The following is a 16,165-nucleotide window of genomic DNA, read 5'->3' on the forward strand; positions in this document are numbered from 1 at the left end:
TTTATAGAATGCGAAAAGACGGGCCAGGCGCGCCCGACATCATTGGAGTATCTGTGGCAATCATGAAAAAGCTTCGCTTGGCAACGCTTGCGGCCGGTCTCGCCGCCGCGGCGTCTTTCCTGTCGATTGCGCCGGCTCAGGCGCAGGCGCTGGCCAGCGGCAGTAGCGGCCAGACGGTCGATACCATTGCCGCGGTGGTCAACAACGGTGTCATCACGCGGCGCGAGCTGGACGACCGCATGGGCCTCATCACGCGTCGGCTGAACCAGCAGAACGCGCCGGTCCCGCCGCTGGACCAGTTGCGCCAGCAGGTGCTGAATCAGATGGTGCTGGAACGCATCCAGTTGCAAAAGGCGAAGGAAGACGGCATCAACATCGACGACGCCGCCGTGCAGAAAACGCTCGAACGCCTCGCGCAGTCCAACAACATGTCGCTCGAGATGTATCGCGCGCGGATCGAGGCGCAAGGTGTGCCCTGGACCACGTTCACGAACGACGCGCGCACCGAACTGACGCTCTCGCGTCTGCGCGAGAAGGAAGTGGACAGCAAGGTCGTGGTGTCGGACGCCGAGGTCGCGAACTACATCGCCAGTCAGCGTGGCCCGAACGCCGGCCTGCAGAGCGATCTGCATATGCAGCACATTTTCCTGAAGGCGCCGCTGAACGCGTCGGAAACCGATATCGAAGCGGCGCAGAAGAAGGCCCAGGCATTGCTGGCCGAAGCCAAGGGTGGCGCGAACTTCGAAAAACTCGCGAAGGCTAATTCGCAAGCACCAGACGCGTCCAAAGGTGGCGATACCGGTTACGTGCAGCCTTCGAAGCTGCCGCCTGAGTTCGTCAAGGCCGCTTCCACGTTGCGCCCGGGCGAAATCAATCCGGACGTGATCCGCACCAACGACGGATTCGAAGTGGTGCGTCTGGTCGATCGCCGTGCCGGTCAGGGGTCGAGCTCGGATGCGCCGAAGCTGGTGCAGACGCATGTGCGCCACATTCTGCTGCGCGTCGGCGACGGTATGTCGGAGCCGCAAGCGCGTCAGAAGCTGCTCGAAATCAAGAACCAGATTGCCGCGGGCGGTGACTTCGCAAAGTTTGCGCACACCTACTCGCAAGACGGTTCGTCGTCGCAGGGTGGCGACCTCGGCTGGATCAGCCCGGGCGAGACGGTGCCGGAATTCGAGCGTGCCATGAACAACCTGCAGGACGGTCAGATCAGCGACCCGGTGCGCAGCGAATACGGCTATCACCTGATCCAGGTGCTGGGCCGCCGCGACGCCGAAGGGTCGGTCTCGCAGCAAATGGATCTGGCGCGCCAGGCCATCGGTCAGCGCAAGGCGGAGCAGGCTTACGCCGACTGGCTGCGTGAACTGCGCGACACCGCGTATGTGGAAGTGAAGCCCACGCTGTCGAGCGTGCAGTAATCGTCATGACAAACGCCGCTCCGTCCGCCGGCTTGCCGCTGCAGATCGCGATCACGACCGGCGAACCGGCCGGCGTCGGCCCGGAACTGACCGCGCAGGCCTTGGCCGGTGCGGCGACGCACTGGCCCGGCGCGCAGTTCACCGTGCTGGGCGACGCTGCGTTGCTCGCCGAACGCGCGCGCGCCGTGGGCGTGGACTGGAACGCGCTGCTGGCTGACGGCAAACGCGTGCGAATGCAGCACCGGCCGCTCGGCGCGCCGGTGCAGGCCGGCAAGCTGAACGCGGCCAACGGCCGCTACGTGCTCGACCTGCTCGACGGTGCGATCGACGGCGCGGTAGCCGGCGCCTTCGACGCGATCGTCACCGCGCCGCTGCAAAAAAGCACCATCAACGACGCCGGTGTGCCGTTCACCGGCCACACCGAATATCTGGCCGAGCGCACTCACACGCCGCGCGTGGTGATGATGCTGGCCGGCTCCGGCAAGCGTCCGCTGCGCGTCGCGCTCGCAACCACGCATCTGCCGCTCAAGGATGTCTCCGCAGCGTTGTCCGTCGAGGGTATCGTCGAGACGCTGCGCATTATCGATCACGATCTGCGGCATCACTTCGGCTTGCCGGCGCCGCGTATTCTGGTGACGGGGCTGAACCCGCATGCGGGCGAAAACGGCTACCTGGGTCGCGAGGAAATCGAGGTCATCACGCCGGCACTGAAGCTCGCGAACGAGCAGGGCATCGACGCACCCGGTCCGTATCCGGCCGACACGCTGTTTCAGCCGCGTTATCTGGAGCAGGCCGACTGCGTGCTGGCCATGTTCCACGATCAGGGTCTGCCGGTGCTGAAGTACGCTACATTCGGCGAAGGCATCAACATCACGCTCGGCTTGCCGATTATCCGCACTTCGGTCGATCACGGCACCGCGCTCGATCTGGCCGGCACCGGTCGCGCCGACGCGGGCAGCCTGATCGCCGCGATCGACACGGCGGTATCGATGGCGCAGCACCGCCGCGCGGGCTGATTCGGCTTCGTTGCGCGGCGGGCCGCGCAACGCTTGCACGACTCGCCGCGTGCCTGCGGTGTTGTCTGAGGCTGGCGCGCTTGGCGCCAGTTCCTTTTCTTCAAGCAGTTCTCTTTCTTTAGCGTTTCTTCGATGTCCACCAGCAGACAGCAACAGGGCCGGCACCAAGGTCATATCGCGCGCAAGCGTTTCGGTCAGAACTTTCTGGTCGACATGGGCGTGATCGATTCGATCGTCGACGTCATCCGGCCGCAACGCGGCGAGCGCATGGTCGAAATCGGACCGGGTCTCGGCGCGCTCACCGAGCCGCTGATCGAGCGTCTGGCGACGCCAGAAGCGCCGTTGCACGCTGTCGAACTGGACCGCGATCTGATCGGCCGTCTGAAGACGAAATTCGGCGATCTGCTCGAACTGCATGCGGGCGACGCGCTCGCGTTCGACTTTGGTTCGCTGGCCGCGCCCGGCGAAAAAGCCTCGCTGCGGATTGTCGGCAATCTGCCGTACAACATTTCCAGTCCACTACTGTTTCATCTGGCGTCGTTCGCGCATTGCGTGATCGACCAGCACTTCATGCTGCAGAACGAGGTGGTTGAGCGGATGGTGGCCGAGCCCGGCACCAAGGCATTCAGCCGTCTCTCAGTGATGCTGCAGTATCGCTATGTGATCGACAAGCAGCTCGACGTGCCGCCCGAATCGTTCAATCCGCCGCCTAAGGTCGATTCGGCGATCGTGCGGATGATTCCGTACGAGCAGAGGGAACTGACGCCGGTCGACGAGCGCGTGCTCGGCGAAGTGGTGACGGCGGCGTTTTCGCAGCGCCGCAAGATGCTGCGCAATACGCTGGCCGCGTTTCGCGATTCGGTCGATTTCGACGCGCTCGGCTTCGACCTGCAACGCCGTGCCGAAGACGTCTCGGTCGCCGAATACGTGCGCGTGGCGCAGATCGTCGCGGCGAAGCCTTCGGGGCGCGCCGCGCCGAGCGACGCCGACGACGCTTCCTGACGCAGCCCAGCCCGTCGCTTCTACTTCGCTACCCGCCGCGCGGCGGGCGCATTGACTAGCGCGATACCCACCAGCACTAGCGCCGCGGCCATCAGAAAGCGCAGGCTGAACGACTCGCCGAGCAGCAGCACACCGAAACTTACGCCGAACAGCGGCGTGAGAAACGAAAACACCGACAGGCGCGACGCGATATAGCGCGTCAACAGCCAGAACCACACCAGATAGCTGACAAACGCGACGACCACGGCCTGATAGGCGAGGCTCATCAGCGCGAGCGGCGTGACGGTGTCGACGTGCGCCTGGCCGAGCCCGACCGCGAGCACGAGTAGCACCACCGCGGACACCGCCAGTTGATAGAACAGCGTCTTGCTGGCGCTCGACTGAGCCAGACGCGTGGCGCGCACCACCACCGTGGTCGCGGCCCACGCAATGCCGGCCAGCACGCCGAGCGCGTCGCCGGCCATGCCCTTCAGCATTGAGCCTTGCGTGGCGTGGCCGTGCAGGAAGCCGTCCGCGAACGCCAGCGCCATGCCGGCGAACGCCACGACGATACCGAACCACTGAATCCGCCGCATCCGCTCGCCTTCGACGAACCAGTGCAGGCCGAGCGCGGTGAAGCACGGCGCGGTGTACAGAAACACCGCCATACGCGACGCGCTGGTCAACGTCAGGCCCAGAAAAATACACACGAATTCAGCGGCGAACAGCACGCCGGCGAGCAGGCCGGCGCTCAGCGTGCCGTCGTCGCGAAACAGCGGCGTGCCGCGCGAGCGCGCCCAGCCCCACACCAGCAAGGACGCGACCAGCGAGCGCAAGCCCGCCTGGAAAACTGGCGGCACTGCTGAATTGGTGCTTTTGATGGCGACCTGCTGCAGTCCCCAGATCGCGCACAAGCCGATCATGAGCACGATCGCGAAGCTGTCGGGGGCGCGGCGCGCGGGCAAGGCGGTAGTGCTCATGGGCGTGATTGGGTTGGTGAGTACGAAAGGGGGAGAAGGCTGGTCAGTATCGGATGCCGGCGGGCATTGCGATAGTCGGCCGAATGGCTAGCCGAACGGATAAGCCGCGAACACCTGGCGGCGGAGAATTCATCACGAAGCCGGGCCGAATTCAGCTCATACGATAGCAAACCCGCCGCTCGCGTCCGCCGATGACCCCACCGCCTACGCGTGCTTCTCACATCCCGCAAGCATTTTGCCGTCTTAACAACACTCCGCCTCACTCACGTCAGACTAATTTTTTACCGTCGACGTTTCGCGCTAAGGTTCGACCACAAGCGTTTCGTCAGGATTTTCGTACGGGCCGCATCGACTGAATTGCAGCGCGCCGGTCGAGTCGCGCCGGCCAAAGCAGAGGAGTCTTATCCGCGCAAAGCGGAATCTGTACGAGGAGACGGTATGAAAAACGTCAGCAGGTGGACGGCGGCCCTGGTGCCCGCCGCCATCGCGTCATTCGGCTGTCAGATCGCGCACGCGCAATCTAGCGTGACGCTGTACGGCGTGGTCGACGAAAGCGTGCGCTATCTGACGCATGCGAACCAGGCCGGAGATGCATCGCTCGGATTGGGTAACGGCGGCATGACGCAGAGCCGCTGGGGTTTGAAGGGCGTCGAGGATCTCGGCGGCGGCTGGTCGACGTTTTTCAAGCTCGAAAACCGTATCTATATCAACAGCGGTCAGAGCGATCCCACCCTGCCGTTTTTCAACGAAGCCCAGATCGGCGTGCGCTCGGAATCGTACGGGCAGGTGATTATTGGGCGGCAGTACAACGTGATGATCGAGGGGATTACTGTCGGCGGTTACGGCAGCAATTCCTGGATCCCCTACGATTTCAGCTTTCAGCCCGAAGTGACGATGACAGGCGGCATCTGGACCAGCAATCAGGTGCAGTATCAGGCGAGATACAACGGCTTCACGTTCGCGGCAGGCTACGCATTCGGCGGCAATGCGGGCAATTCGTACGGCAGCCAGTTCGGCGCGGCGGCCGCTTACGGGCCGGCGGGCGGCCCGTTCAGCGTGGGCGCCGCGTATGAAGAGTCGAAGGATTCGGTCAATGGCGCGGCCGCGAAAGATTGGACGTTCGGTGGTTCGTACACGTGGAATCTCACGCGTTTCTCGGCGGGTTATATCGTCAATCGGAACGACGCGGGCTTTTCCAATTTCGCCAATGGGCCGTTCACCGCGCCCGAGCTGACGGCGCTCAAGTACACGGACTTTTCGCGGCGTCGCATGATCATGGGCGGTATCACGCAGCAGGTCGGCAACGCGTGGCACTTCGCCGCGAATATCTGGCGCACGCTGCAGGACGGCAAGACGCACGCGCAAGACGGTTCGGCCTGGCAATATCAACTGGTCGCGGACTACAACCTGTCGAAGCGCACCGACGTTTATCTGGAAGGCGATTACGCAATCTATCGCGGCGATCTGATCGGCGCGCAACTGCAGGGCGTCAACAGTATTGGGCTCGCGCAGAAGGGCACGCAGGTCGGGTTGATGGCGGGAATCCGGCATCAGTTTTGAAATCGTCTGTGCGCATCGGCGTGATTCGAACCCGTTCACGGTTCACCCGCAATCACCAACGCCAACGCACGCCAAGATCGCCCTCGACGCTGCTGCGATGCTCGCCATTCACATTCGTCGTGTAACTCGCGGCCGCGAACACGCTGCCGCGCGCGCTCGGATGCGCGACGATACCCATGCCGAATTGCGCCGCCGTGGCCGCGACATTCGACGGAATCACCGTGCTGCCCGCGTAAGTCACGCTGTCGGTGCCACTGAAATAGCGCCACAAATTCGCCCGCAAATACGGTTGCCACTGCACGCCCGCACCTTCGAACGCGCCTTGCAGACGCAAGCCGAGTCGTCCCACGAAGCCGTTGGCCGAGTGGAACGAGACGCTTGAAATGCCATCGTTGAGATCGTCGATCGAGGCGTGCTGCCAGATCAATTGCATCTGCGGTTCGAGGCTCAGGTTGGCGCGCAGCGGAATCGGCAGGCCGGCCTCGAGCGACGTCGTCACCGCGTGACCCCGCGTGCTCGCGCCGAGGCCTTGATTCGACATCGGGTCCAGCGTCAGCGCGCTGCCCATGGCGACGGCATCGGTGTACCAGCCGCCCGGACCAATGTGTGTCCAGTACGCGCCGACGCTGTACGCGTTGATCGCGAGATGTCCGGCCGACAGATCGGGAAAGCCGAGCGCGAAGCCGTTCACATCGCCTTGCGCGCGAGCGAAGCCGAGGAAAAAACCATAGTGGTTGCGATGTCCGCTCGCGCTGCGATCGGCGTAGAGATCGTGGCCGACCTGCACGCCGCTGATCGTGCCGCTGAAGTCGGGGTTGGCGCCGCCGCTGCTGGTTTGCGATGTGTGTTCGCCCCAGACGCGTGCCCACGCGGCGGGTAGCGGGCCGCTTTCGTCGAGCAACGACTGTTCGCCCTGGCGGTCGTGGAAGGTGCCGATCTGCGCGATGCCGAGTTCGCGCGTGAGCACGGGGACTTCGGCGTAGACGGGGACTTCCATCCGATAGAGCGGCGTGGGGGTGGCGCCCGCGGGCGGCGCTGCGGGTAAGGCGGGCGTGCCGGGCGCCGCGATTGGGCTGGCGGCGGATTCGGGCGGCGGCGTGGGGGTTGGAGTCGGAGTTGGCGTTGGAGCAGGCGCCGGCGCCGGCGTTGGCACCGCCGCCAGACTCGAACGCAAATACCAGTTATCCCCCGTCCCCGCACTCACGCCGCCTTTGAACAGATAGTACGTATAAGCGCCGGCCATTAGCGGTTTCGGCAACGTGAACGCACTGGCCGTCGTCGTTGCGCCGTTGGTGGCCTGCACCACGAGAATCCCATCCGTCAGCGTGGCGCCGCCGTTGCCGCCCACATTGGTCACGCCCAGCGTCGTACTGCCCGAGCCAACCCCCTGCGCGATCACCAGCTTGCCGCTCGGCGACCCGTCGGCGCCGAGCACGCTTTGCAGCAGCAATCGCCCGTTGAGCCCGACGTAGTTGCCGTCGATCACCAGCGTGGCTTGCGTATTCGCGCCGCCGTTGGTCAGATCGAACGTGCCGGCGTTGTTCACGGTGACGAGTTGTCCCGCGACCGCCGGCGCAATCGTCGCCGCGCTTGCCAGACCGCCCGCGAACACGGTGCTGGTCGCGTCGACATTGAGCGTGCCGGTTAGCGTGCCGCTATCGCCGAGCGTGAGTCCCTGACTGTCGAGCGTCAGCTGACTGCCGTTCACCGCATTGACCGTCTCCCAGTTAATAAAGCGGCTCACGCCGCTCGCCGACGTGTGATCGAACGTTAGCAAATCGTTGCCGGTGCCGCCGTCGAAGCTCGGCACGCCGCTCAGATTCGCGTCAGTGAGGTTGGTGAGCGTGGCGGTGTCGTCGCCTGCGCTGAAGCGTACGAAGCCCGTGACGGTGCCGCCACGCCAGTTGAACGTGTCGTTACCGCTGTCGGTCCAGATCGCGCGCCCGTTTCCGCCCGCGATGGTGCCGGTGTTGTTGATGACGATATTGAACGTGCCGATGGAACTGATCGCCTGACTCGTCGCCGCGACGATCGATCCGCTGTTGTCGATCGTCGCGCCGGCATTGGCGAACGCGATCGCGTTGATCGCGCCGGAGATCGTGCCGGCATTGTTGAACGTGCCGCCGCCATTGGCGACGATCGCGTTGGCCTGCTGGCTGACGATGCTAGCGCCGGCCGCGTTGTTCAGCGTGACGTTGCCGGAAAAGATCGCGCCGACGCCGCCCACGCCATGCGCAGTCACCGAGCCGGTATTCGTGACGACGCCCGGCGCCGTATCCGACGACACGATGCCGTGCGCGTCCGTGCCGGAGACGTCGATCGTGCCGTGGTTGACGATCACGTTGTTGCCGGGGCCGCCGACCGCGTTGCCGTTCGTCCGTATGCCGTACGATCCCGCGCCGGTCGTCGTGATCGTGCCGTTGTTGACGAGCGTGTCGTTGTTGGTCAACGCGGCCATGCCGGGTGAACTGGCGCCAGTGGTGGAGAGCGTGCCGTCGTTGGTCAAGGTGCCGCCGCCGGGGCTCTGGAAATCGTGCATCGCCGCCGATGCGTCGCCGCTCGTGCGGATCACGCCGGTGGTGTCGTTGAGCATCGTGACCGCGGCGGCGTCGTTGTACATGCCCTCGGACTCGACGCCGCTGGTCGTGATGTTGCCGCGATTGACCAGCACGTTCCGACCCGAGCCGCCGCTCGCGCCGTGCGCGGAAATCGCGTCGAAGGTGTCGCCGGCGCCGGTCAACGTGCCGAGATTCGTCACCGTGCTGCCGTCGCGCACGAGAATGACGTTGTTGCCGTTGACGTCGAGTTCAGCGCCGGCTTGCACGTTGACCGTGACATTGGCGCTGTTCGCTGCGGCCGTGATACTCGTGGTGGAGGGATTCGGGACGCTGCCGGTGCAGGTGACGGTTTGTCCGCTGACCGGATTGACGTTGTCGCAAGCCGCTAACACGGGCTCGCAAGGCAGCAGGATGGCGAGCCCGATGGTGGACGACAGCGCTTCGAGCAGACGAGCCGGCGCGTGCCGGTGGCCCGGACGACACATAGGAAGTCCTCCTGTCGAACAGGCCTGATTCTTTCCTGCGGGTCCGCCTGTTCCTGTGCCGTCCCCTCGATTTTTGCTGCCGGACGGTTCAGGAAGAATGGATTGTCAGATGAAAATAGTCAACCCGCGTATGACACGGCATAAGCCGGCCGTACGACCGCGGGCGCGCCCGTCACGCCTGCTCCGCACGCTGCAGCGCAGCGTGATTCCGGGTACATTGACGGTCTCGTTTTATCACCCCACAGGGAGTGCACCATGCGCCTGCTTCACACCATGCTTCGGGTCGGCGACCTGGATCGTTCGATCGCCTTCTACACCGAGATGCTCGGCATGAAACTGCTGCGCCGCGACGACTATCCGGACGGCAAATTCACGCTGGCCTTCGTCGGCTACACGGACGAACGCGAGGGCACGGTCCTCGAACTCACGCACAACTGGGACACGCCGTCGTACGACCTCGGCAGCGGCTTCGGGCATCTCGCTGTCGAAGTCGACGACGCCTACGCCGCGTGCGACAAGATCAAGGCCCAAGGCGGCACGGTAGTGCGCGAAGCCGGCCCGATGAAACACGGCACCACGGTGATCGCGTTCGTCACGGATCCGGACGGCTACAAGATCGAGTTCATCCAGAAGAAGAAATAACGCCGACGGCAGGGCGAGATTCCATAATGAATAACAGCAATCCCTACTTTAAAGAACTCGACGAGATCCACGTGGAAATCGCGGCGCTGTTCGACGGCTCGGCGGACGAAGGCGCGCTGCAACGAATCATGGCGCGCTTCACGCCGCAATTCACGCTGGTCATGACGAACGGCAACGCGCTCGATTATGCCGGCACGCAAGAAGTATTCGCGAAGCTGCGCGGTGCGCGTCCGGGCTCGCAAATCATGATCCGCGACATGGAGATCGTCGCCGATCATGCGGCGGGCGCGGTCGTGAAATATCGCGAGTATCAGCGCGACGGTGTGGGCAACGCGAACGTACGGCGCTCCACGGCGGTGATGGAACTCGACGCGCACGGCAAGGTGAGGTGGCGTCATCTGCAGGAAACGTTCTGCACGGAGTGAGCCGACGTTAGTCCCGGCAGCACAAAAGAAAAACGGCGCTTCAGGATGAAGCGCCGTTTTCGTCTCAGGCGGTCTAAGCGATATCGCTAAAGCGTCGGCAACAATTCCGGCGGATGCGACTTCAACGTCTGCCGCGCCTCGCGGAATTCCGGAAAAATCGATTCCACCGTTTGCCAGAAACGCGGGCTGTGATTCATCTCACGCAGATGCGCGAGCTCGTGCGCGACCACATAGTCGATGATGGACAGCGGAAAGTGAATCAGCCGCCAGTTCAGGCGAATTTTGCCGTCGCTCGAACAACTTCCCCAGCGCGTCGCCGCCGAAGACAGCGCATACGTGCGATAGCTGACGCCCAGCTTCTCCGAATAGATCGCGAGACGTTCGCCGAACAGACGCTTCGCTTCGCCCTGCAGCCAGCCTTGCACGCGGTCCTTGATCTGCTGCGGATCGGCTTGCAACGGTAACGGCACCTGCAACGCCGCATCGCTCGCGCTGAACTGAAGCGTGCCTTGCGGCGAGCCGAGTATCACGCGCACCGGCTGGCCGAGATACGGTACTTCGGCGCCATCTTTCCAATCGACCTTCGGCAACGCGCGTTGTTCGACACGCGTTTGCCATTCGATCAGCTTCGCGAAAATCCAGCGCTGCTTTTCGGTGATCGCGGTTTCGATATCGGCGAGTGTGACCCAACGCGGTGCGGTGATCGTCAAACCCGTGCTGTCGATCGCAAAGCCGATCGAGCGGCGCGCGGAACGCTTGAGCGCGTAATGCAGCGTGCGTGAACCGACGACGAGGCTGCGCAACTTACTGCCATCTGGCGCGAGCAGTCCAGCGGATTGCAGTGTGCCCGACGCACTCCCGGCAGAACCGGAAGAAGGCGCGGAGGGTGACGGGGACGACGACGTCGACCCCGGCTCGGCGAAGAGCGGGAGATCGAGTTGCCGGTTATCGAGCGCCGCAGCGGGCTGCGACGTAGGAGACTTCTGCATCGGTTTCGGCTTCGCGCTAATACGCCTTCGAGGGCGTGGGCGCGTCAGATTGGTGCGGCGGCGGAACGGGTTTCCGTCGCGCTGTACGCGGTAGGATCGATGCGACGCATTTCAGTTTCGATCCACTGTTCGACGCGCGCGTTCACTTCTTCGGGCGTGAGCCCCGTCGTGTCGATCGGCTTGCCGATCGACACTGTGACTATACCCGCATATTTAAGAAACGAGTTGCGAGGCCACAGGCGTCCGGCGTTATGCGCGATCGGAACGACCGGTGCGCCGGTGGCGACCGCGAAGCGCGCGCCGCCGGTTTTGTATTTGCCCTGCGTGCCGGTGCGCGTGCGCGTACCTTCCGGAAACATGATGACCCACGCGCCCTCGGCCATGCGCGTCTTGCCTTGCTTGATGACGGATTCGAACGCGTACTTGCCCTCCTTGCGATCGATATGAACCATCTTCAGCAAACCGAGCGCCCAGCCGAAGAACGGCACATACAGCAGTTCGCGCTTGAACACGTAGCACAGCGGACGCGGCATCAGCGCCGGAAACGCCACCGTTTCCCATGCCGATTGATGCTTCGACAGCAGCACGGCGGGACCGTTGGGCAGGTTCTCGAAGCCTTCGATGGTGTAGCGAATGCCGTTGAGCCAGCGCACCACGTGCAGGGTACTCTTGCACCACCCTGCGGCCATCCAGTAGCGCTTGTCGGCGCGCATGAACGGAAACGCGATGAAGCACGCGCACGCGTACGGCACCGTGTACAGAACGAGGTAGATCAGCAGCAGCAGAGAACGAATGAAGCGCATCGGCGTGGTCAGTGAGGGTTGGGGACGCGCGTGGCGCGCGTCACTCGTGAGCGTCGGCGAGGAAGTCGAGTGCGAAGGCGCGCAGGTCGTCATGCACGCGCGTACCTTCAGGCAGGCCGCCGGCCGCGAGCGTTTTGCGACCCTTGCCGGTCAGCACCAGATGAGTCGGATGACCGAGCGCCGCGCCCGCTTGCAGATCGCGCATCGCATCGCCCACCACGGGCGTGTGCGGCGGATCGACCTCGAAGCGCTCGGCGATCATCTTCAGCATGCCGGGTTTCGGCTTGCGACACTCGCAGTGATCTTCCGCCGTGTGCGGGCAGAAGAACACCGCTTCAATGCGCCCGCCGACTGCCGCCGCCAGGCGATGCATCTTCAGATGCATTGCATTGAGCGCGTTCATGTCGAACAGACCGCGGCCAATGCCCGACTGATTGGTGGCGACCGCCACGCGATAGCCGGCCTGGTTCAGCCGCGCGATCGCTTCGAGCGAACCGGGCAGCGGCACCCATTCGTCCGGCGACTTGATGAACGCGTCGGAGTCGACGTTGATCACGCCGTCGCGGTCGAGGATCACCACTTTTTTGGTCGGCATGGCGCGGGGCTCAGGCAGCGAGTCGGGAAATATCGGCGACGCAATTCATCTGCTGATGCAGTGCGCCGAGCAAAGCCAGACGATTGGCGCGCAACGCCGGATCTTCGGCGTTGACCATCACGTCGTTGAAGAATGTGTCGACCGGTTCGCGCAATGCGGCGAGCGCGGTCAGCGCGCCCGTGTAGTCTCGCGCGGCGAGTTGCGACTGCACGCGCGGCGCAACCTGTTCGAGCTGTGCATGCAAGGCCTTTTCCGCCGCTTCGACGAGCAGTGTGACCTGCACGCCGCCGGTAGGGGCTACGCCTTCCGACTTCTTCAGGATGTTCGAGATACGCTTGTTGGCCGCCGCGAGCGACGCCGCTTCAGGCAGCAACGCGAATTCGCGCACCGCATCCAGACGCGCGACGATGTCGTCGAGACGCGTGGGATTCAGCGCCAGCACCGCGTCGATTTCGCCCGGCGCGTAGCCGCGTTCGCGCAGCAGACCGCGCAAACGGTCCATGCCGAACTCGTAAATGGCTTGCGTCGAATCGGCGACGTTCGGCACCGCGGCGAATTGCGCGTAAGCGGCGCGCAGCAATTCGACGAAGTCGACCGGCAGTTGCTTCTCGACCAGAATGCGCAGCACGCCGAGTGCGTGACGGCGCAACGCGAACGGGTCTTTTTCGCCCGTGGGTTGCAGGCCGATGCCCCAGATGCCGACCAGCGTTTCGAGCTTGTCGGCCAGCGCGACGACGGTGCCGGTCGCGGTGGTGGGCAGCGCGTCGCCGGAGAAACGCGGCTGATAGTGTTCCGAGCACGCGAGCGCGACTTCTTCCGGCTCGCCGTCGTGGCGCGCGTAGTACGTGCCCATCGTGCCTTGCAACTCGGGGAATTCGCCGACCATGTCGGTGATCAGGTCGGCCTTGGCCAGACGCGCGGCGCGCTGCGCGAGCGCGACGTCGGCGCCGGTCAGCGCGGCGATTGCACCGGCCAGTCCTTCCACACGTTCGACGCGTTGCAGCGCCGAGCCCAGTTTGTTGTGATACACGACGTTCGCGAGCAGCGGCACGCGGTCCGCGAGCGGTTTCTTCTTGTCCTGCTCGAAGAAGAACTTCGCGTCGGCGAGGCGCGGGCGCACCACGCGCTCATTGCCTTCGACGATATCGCCCGGTGTAGCCGTTTCGATGTTCGACACGATCAGGAAGCGCGAACGCAGCTTGCCGTTCGTATGGGTCAGCGCGAAATACTTCTGGTTGGTCTGCATGGTGAGGATCAGACATTCCTGCGGCACTTGCAGGAATTCGTCCTCGAAGCGGCAGGCGTACACCACCGGCCATTCGACCAGCGACGTCACTTCGTCCAGCAGCGAATCCGGCATCACCACCTGGTCGCCGTCGGCTTGCGCGAGCAGATGCGTGCGGATGGTCGCTTTGCGGTCGGCGAAGTTCGCGACCACATGGGCTTTGTGCAGCAGCGTGTCCGCGTACGAGTCGGCGTGCTGGATCTGCACGAAGCCTTCGGACAGGAAACGATGGCCGAGCGTGGTGTCGTCGGCGTCGATGCCGAGCGCGCTGACCGGCACGATCTGATCGCCGTGCAGAACTGTCAGACGTTGCGCCGGGCGCACGAACTGGATGTTCGTGCCGTCCGGACGTTGATACGTCATGACCTTGGGAATAGGCAGCTTCGACGTGGCGAGCGCTTCGTCCAGCGCGGCTTGCAGGCCGTCGGCGAGCGTTGCGCCCGGCGCGGCGTAGCGCAGGAAGAACGCTTCGGCCTTGCCGTCTTGCGCGCGTTCGAGATCGTTCACCGAGAAATCGGGGAAGCCGAGCGCCGCGAGTTTCTTCGCGAGCGGTGCCGTGGGTTGACCGTCTTTGTCCAGAGCGACGGACACCGGCAGCACTTTTTCGCGCACCTGTTTTTCCGGCGCGACGGCGCGCACGTTTTTGATCGTGACGGCGAGGCGACGCGGCGTCGCATAGCGTTCGAACGACAGTTCGCCTTCGATCAGGTCGCGCGCCGCGAGGCGCTGCGCGATGCCTTCTGCGAACGCGTCGCCGAGACGTGCGAGCGCTTTCGGCGGCAGTTCTTCGGTCAGCAGTTCGACGAGCAGGGTAGCTTGGTGAGGTTGAGTCATGTCTGGGTGTTCTCGTCAGTCCGGATCGATCTTGCGTTCGACTTTCAGCGGCGGCGCCCAGGCGGGCATCGCGGCGTCTTGCTCGTCGGTCGTGAGGCCGGGCACGCCGTGCACCGGATTGCCGAGCATCGGGAAGCCGAGCTTTTCGCGCGAATCGTAGTAAGCCTGTGCAACCAGCTTCGACAGCGTACGGATACGGCCAATATAGGCCGCGCGTTCCGTGACCGAAATCGCGCCGCGCGCGTCCAGCAGGTTGAACGTGTGGCCGGCCTTCAGCACCAGCTCATAAGCAGGCAGCGCGATCTGCGCTTCCATCATGCGCTTGGCTTCCGCTTCGTAGCTGTTGAAGATCGAGAACAGCAGCTCGACGTTCGCGTGCTCGAAGTTGTAGGCGGACTGTTCGACTTCGTTCTGGTGGTAGACGTCGCCGTACGTGAGGCGGCGGATTTCCGGGCCGTTCGGGCCTTGTTCTTCCCACTCGGTCCAGACCAGGTCGTAGATGTTCTCGACTTTCTGCAGATACATGGCGAGACGTTCGAGACCGTAGGTGATTTCGCCGAGCACCGGCTTGCAATCCAGACCGCCTACTTGCTGGAAGTAGGTGAACTGGGTCACTTCCATGCCGTTCAGCCACACTTCCCAGCCGAGGCCCCACGCGCCGAGGGTGGGATTTTCCCAGTCGTCTTCGACGAAGCGCACGTCGTTCTGCTTCAGGTCGAAGCCGAGTGCTTCGAGCGAGCCGAGGTACAGATCGAGGATGTTTTCCGGCGCCGGCTTGAGCACCACCTGGTACTGGTAGTAATGCTGCAGACGGTTCGGGTTCTGGCCGTAGCGGCCGTCTTTCGGGCGACGCGACGGCTGCACGTAGGCGGCCCGCCACGGTTCCGGGCCGATGGCGCGCAGGAACGTATGAACGTGGGACGTGCCCGCGCCGACTTCCATGTCGATCGGCTGGAGCAACGCGCAACCCTGCTTGTCCCAGTAGGACTGCAGCGTCAGGATGATTTGCTGAAACGTGAGCATGAAGTGCCTTTCGGGCATGAGGCCGCGCCGCAAACGCCGAAGCGCGCGAGGTGGCCGTGGAGCGAAGTGCTAAACCATCGATTTTAACGGAAAGGGAGGGGGGTGTCCGTTTTGGCGGTTGTCGGCCTGTCTTGTGATTGGCCGGGGAGCCGATTCGCCTTGTGAGACTGAACCAGATGGTGGAACTTATACGTTGACCAATTTTGACATCTGAGACATGGACGCAGGCCAAAGTGGGCGAGCTGCGTGGAGTAGCGCTAATCCATGTTTTCAGGGCGAAGGAGAAAAACCAGATCTGCCTTCAGTGTTTTGAACCGTTCAGCTGGAATTTCATGGAGTTTAATAATTGACTTGGCAGTCTCAGTTTCTGGGCTACGCATCGGCGCTGTCCGATGGGCCGGCGGCGTACATTCTGTGGACTATCGGAACGTTGACCCTGTTGACGTGGCTCGCCGGCTTGAAAACTCACGTGCGAGGGAATCGGTGGTACCGGGTTTTGCAAGCCGTCGCACTATTGGCCCTGCCGCTCCTGCTGCTTGTTGGCATGGCAGCTTCCATGATGCCGTCGGCT

The 16,165-nt window shown here is 63.7% G+C and carries 13 protein-coding genes; 6 read left to right on the forward strand and 7 right to left on the reverse strand.

Features of this window, described 5'->3' with window-relative positions; genetic code table 11:
* Positions 1-53: 53 nt before the first annotated feature.
* The 3 genes from B0G83_RS09810 (at position 54) to rsmA (ending at position 3,436) form a co-directional block, all read left to right on the forward strand.
* Positions 54-1,418 (forward strand): peptidylprolyl isomerase, encoded by a 1,365-nt coding sequence (locus B0G83_RS09810; protein ID WP_374954905.1) that lies wholly within the window; start codon positions 54-56, stop codon positions 1,416-1,418.
* A gap of 5 nt (positions 1,419-1,423) precedes the next feature.
* Positions 1,424-2,434 carry a 4-hydroxythreonine-4-phosphate dehydrogenase PdxA gene (pdxA, locus tag B0G83_RS09815; RefSeq protein ID WP_105507254.1) on the forward strand — a complete coding sequence of 337 codons (1,011 nt, stop codon included), beginning with the start codon at positions 1,424-1,426 and terminating at the stop codon, positions 2,432-2,434.
* Positions 2,435-2,566: 132 nt separating this feature from the next.
* Positions 2,567-3,436 (forward strand): 16S rRNA (adenine(1518)-N(6)/adenine(1519)-N(6))-dimethyltransferase RsmA, encoded by an 870-nt coding sequence (rsmA, locus tag B0G83_RS09820; RefSeq protein WP_105507255.1) that lies wholly within the window; start codon positions 2,567-2,569, stop codon positions 3,434-3,436.
* A 20-nt stretch (positions 3,437-3,456) separates the two neighbouring features.
* Here the strand turns inward: rsmA and B0G83_RS09825 are convergent, their stop codons facing one another.
* Positions 3,457-4,395 carry a DMT family transporter gene (locus tag B0G83_RS09825; protein ID WP_105507256.1) on the reverse strand — a complete coding sequence of 313 codons (939 nt, stop codon included), beginning with the start codon at positions 4,393-4,395 and terminating at the stop codon, positions 3,457-3,459.
* Between the two features lie 438 nt (positions 4,396-4,833).
* Between B0G83_RS09825 and B0G83_RS09830 the strand changes: the two genes are divergently transcribed.
* On the forward strand, positions 4,834-5,955 hold the full coding sequence (locus tag B0G83_RS09830) for a porin (protein ID WP_105507257.1): 1,122 nt from the start codon (positions 4,834-4,836) through the stop codon (positions 5,953-5,955).
* Between the two features lie 52 nt (positions 5,956-6,007).
* Here the strand turns inward: B0G83_RS09830 and B0G83_RS09835 are convergent, their stop codons facing one another.
* Positions 6,008-8,998: an autotransporter outer membrane beta-barrel domain-containing protein gene (locus B0G83_RS09835; RefSeq protein WP_105507258.1), complete on the reverse strand. Its 2,991-nt coding sequence runs from the start codon at positions 8,996-8,998 to the stop codon at positions 6,008-6,010.
* 255 nt (positions 8,999-9,253) lie between these two features.
* Here B0G83_RS09835 and gloA point away from each other — a divergent pair, with 255 nt between their 5' ends.
* Both gloA and B0G83_RS09845 read left to right on the forward strand, forming a co-directional pair.
* Positions 9,254-9,640, forward strand: a complete 387-nt coding sequence (gene gloA, locus B0G83_RS09840) for a lactoylglutathione lyase (protein WP_105507259.1) — start codon at positions 9,254-9,256, stop codon at positions 9,638-9,640.
* Between the two features lie 26 nt (positions 9,641-9,666).
* Positions 9,667-10,065 carry a hypothetical protein gene (locus B0G83_RS09845; RefSeq protein WP_105507260.1) on the forward strand — a complete coding sequence of 133 codons (399 nt, stop codon included), beginning with the start codon at positions 9,667-9,669 and terminating at the stop codon, positions 10,063-10,065.
* An 86-nt stretch (positions 10,066-10,151) separates the two neighbouring features.
* Here the strand turns inward: B0G83_RS09845 and B0G83_RS09850 are convergent, their stop codons facing one another.
* The 5 genes from B0G83_RS09850 to glyQ are packed head-to-tail and all read right to left on the reverse strand — an operon-like array spanning position 10,152 to position 15,594.
* Positions 10,152-11,054, reverse strand: coding sequence for a M48 family metallopeptidase (locus tag B0G83_RS09850; RefSeq protein WP_105507261.1), 903 nt, complete (start codon positions 11,052-11,054; stop codon positions 10,152-10,154).
* 44 nt (positions 11,055-11,098) lie between these two features.
* Positions 11,099-11,857: a 1-acyl-sn-glycerol-3-phosphate acyltransferase gene (locus B0G83_RS09855; protein WP_105507262.1), complete on the reverse strand. Its 759-nt coding sequence runs from the start codon at positions 11,855-11,857 to the stop codon at positions 11,099-11,101.
* Positions 11,858-11,897: 40 nt separating this feature from the next.
* Entirely contained in the window at positions 11,898-12,452 is a 555-nt protein-coding gene (gene gmhB / locus B0G83_RS09860; protein WP_105507263.1) for a D-glycero-beta-D-manno-heptose 1,7-bisphosphate 7-phosphatase, read from the reverse strand.
* Between the two features lie 10 nt (positions 12,453-12,462).
* The gene (glyS, locus tag B0G83_RS09865) at positions 12,463-14,571 is read right to left on the reverse strand and encodes a glycine--tRNA ligase subunit beta (protein WP_105507264.1); all 2,109 of its coding nucleotides are present in this window, start codon (positions 14,569-14,571) and stop codon (positions 12,463-12,465) included.
* 15 nt (positions 14,572-14,586) lie between these two features.
* Positions 14,587-15,594, reverse strand: a complete 1,008-nt coding sequence (gene glyQ / locus B0G83_RS09870; protein WP_105507265.1) for a glycine--tRNA ligase subunit alpha — start codon at positions 15,592-15,594, stop codon at positions 14,587-14,589.
* Positions 15,595-16,165: the final 571 nt, after the last annotated feature.

Source organism: Paraburkholderia sp. BL21I4N1 (assembly GCF_002973525.1).
Classification (GTDB): domain Bacteria; phylum Pseudomonadota; class Gammaproteobacteria; order Burkholderiales; family Burkholderiaceae; genus Paraburkholderia.

Bases quoted from the DNA above. Each gene is read 5' to 3' on its own strand.
- gmhB (WP_105507263.1), bottom strand. From the start codon at position 12,452: ATGCCGACCAAAAAAGTGGTGATCCTCGACCGCGACGGCGTGATCAAC.
- rsmA (WP_105507255.1), top strand. From the start codon at position 2,567: ATGTCCACCAGCAGACAGCAACAGGGCCGGCACCAAGGTCATATCGCG.
- B0G83_RS09845 (WP_105507260.1), top strand. From the start codon at position 9,667: ATGAATAACAGCAATCCCTACTTTAAAGAACTCGACGAGATCCACGTG.
- glyS (WP_105507264.1), bottom strand. From the start codon at position 14,571: ATGACTCAACCTCACCAAGCTACCCTGCTCGTCGAACTGCTGACCGAA.
- pdxA (WP_105507254.1), top strand. From the start codon at position 1,424: ATGACAAACGCCGCTCCGTCCGCCGGCTTGCCGCTGCAGATCGCGATC.
- B0G83_RS09855 (WP_105507262.1), bottom strand. From the start codon at position 11,857: ATGCGCTTCATTCGTTCTCTGCTGCTGCTGATCTACCTCGTTCTGTAC.
- B0G83_RS09825 (WP_105507256.1), bottom strand. From the start codon at position 4,395: ATGAGCACTACCGCCTTGCCCGCGCGCCGCGCCCCCGACAGCTTCGCG.
- glyQ (WP_105507265.1), bottom strand. From the start codon at position 15,594: ATGCTCACGTTTCAGCAAATCATCCTGACGCTGCAGTCCTACTGGGAC.
- gloA (WP_105507259.1), top strand. From the start codon at position 9,254: ATGCGCCTGCTTCACACCATGCTTCGGGTCGGCGACCTGGATCGTTCG.
- B0G83_RS09835 (WP_105507258.1), bottom strand. From the start codon at position 8,998: ATGTGTCGTCCGGGCCACCGGCACGCGCCGGCTCGTCTGCTCGAAGCG.
- B0G83_RS09830 (WP_105507257.1), top strand. From the start codon at position 4,834: ATGAAAAACGTCAGCAGGTGGACGGCGGCCCTGGTGCCCGCCGCCATC.
- B0G83_RS09850 (WP_105507261.1), bottom strand. From the start codon at position 11,054: ATGCAGAAGTCTCCTACGTCGCAGCCCGCTGCGGCGCTCGATAACCGG.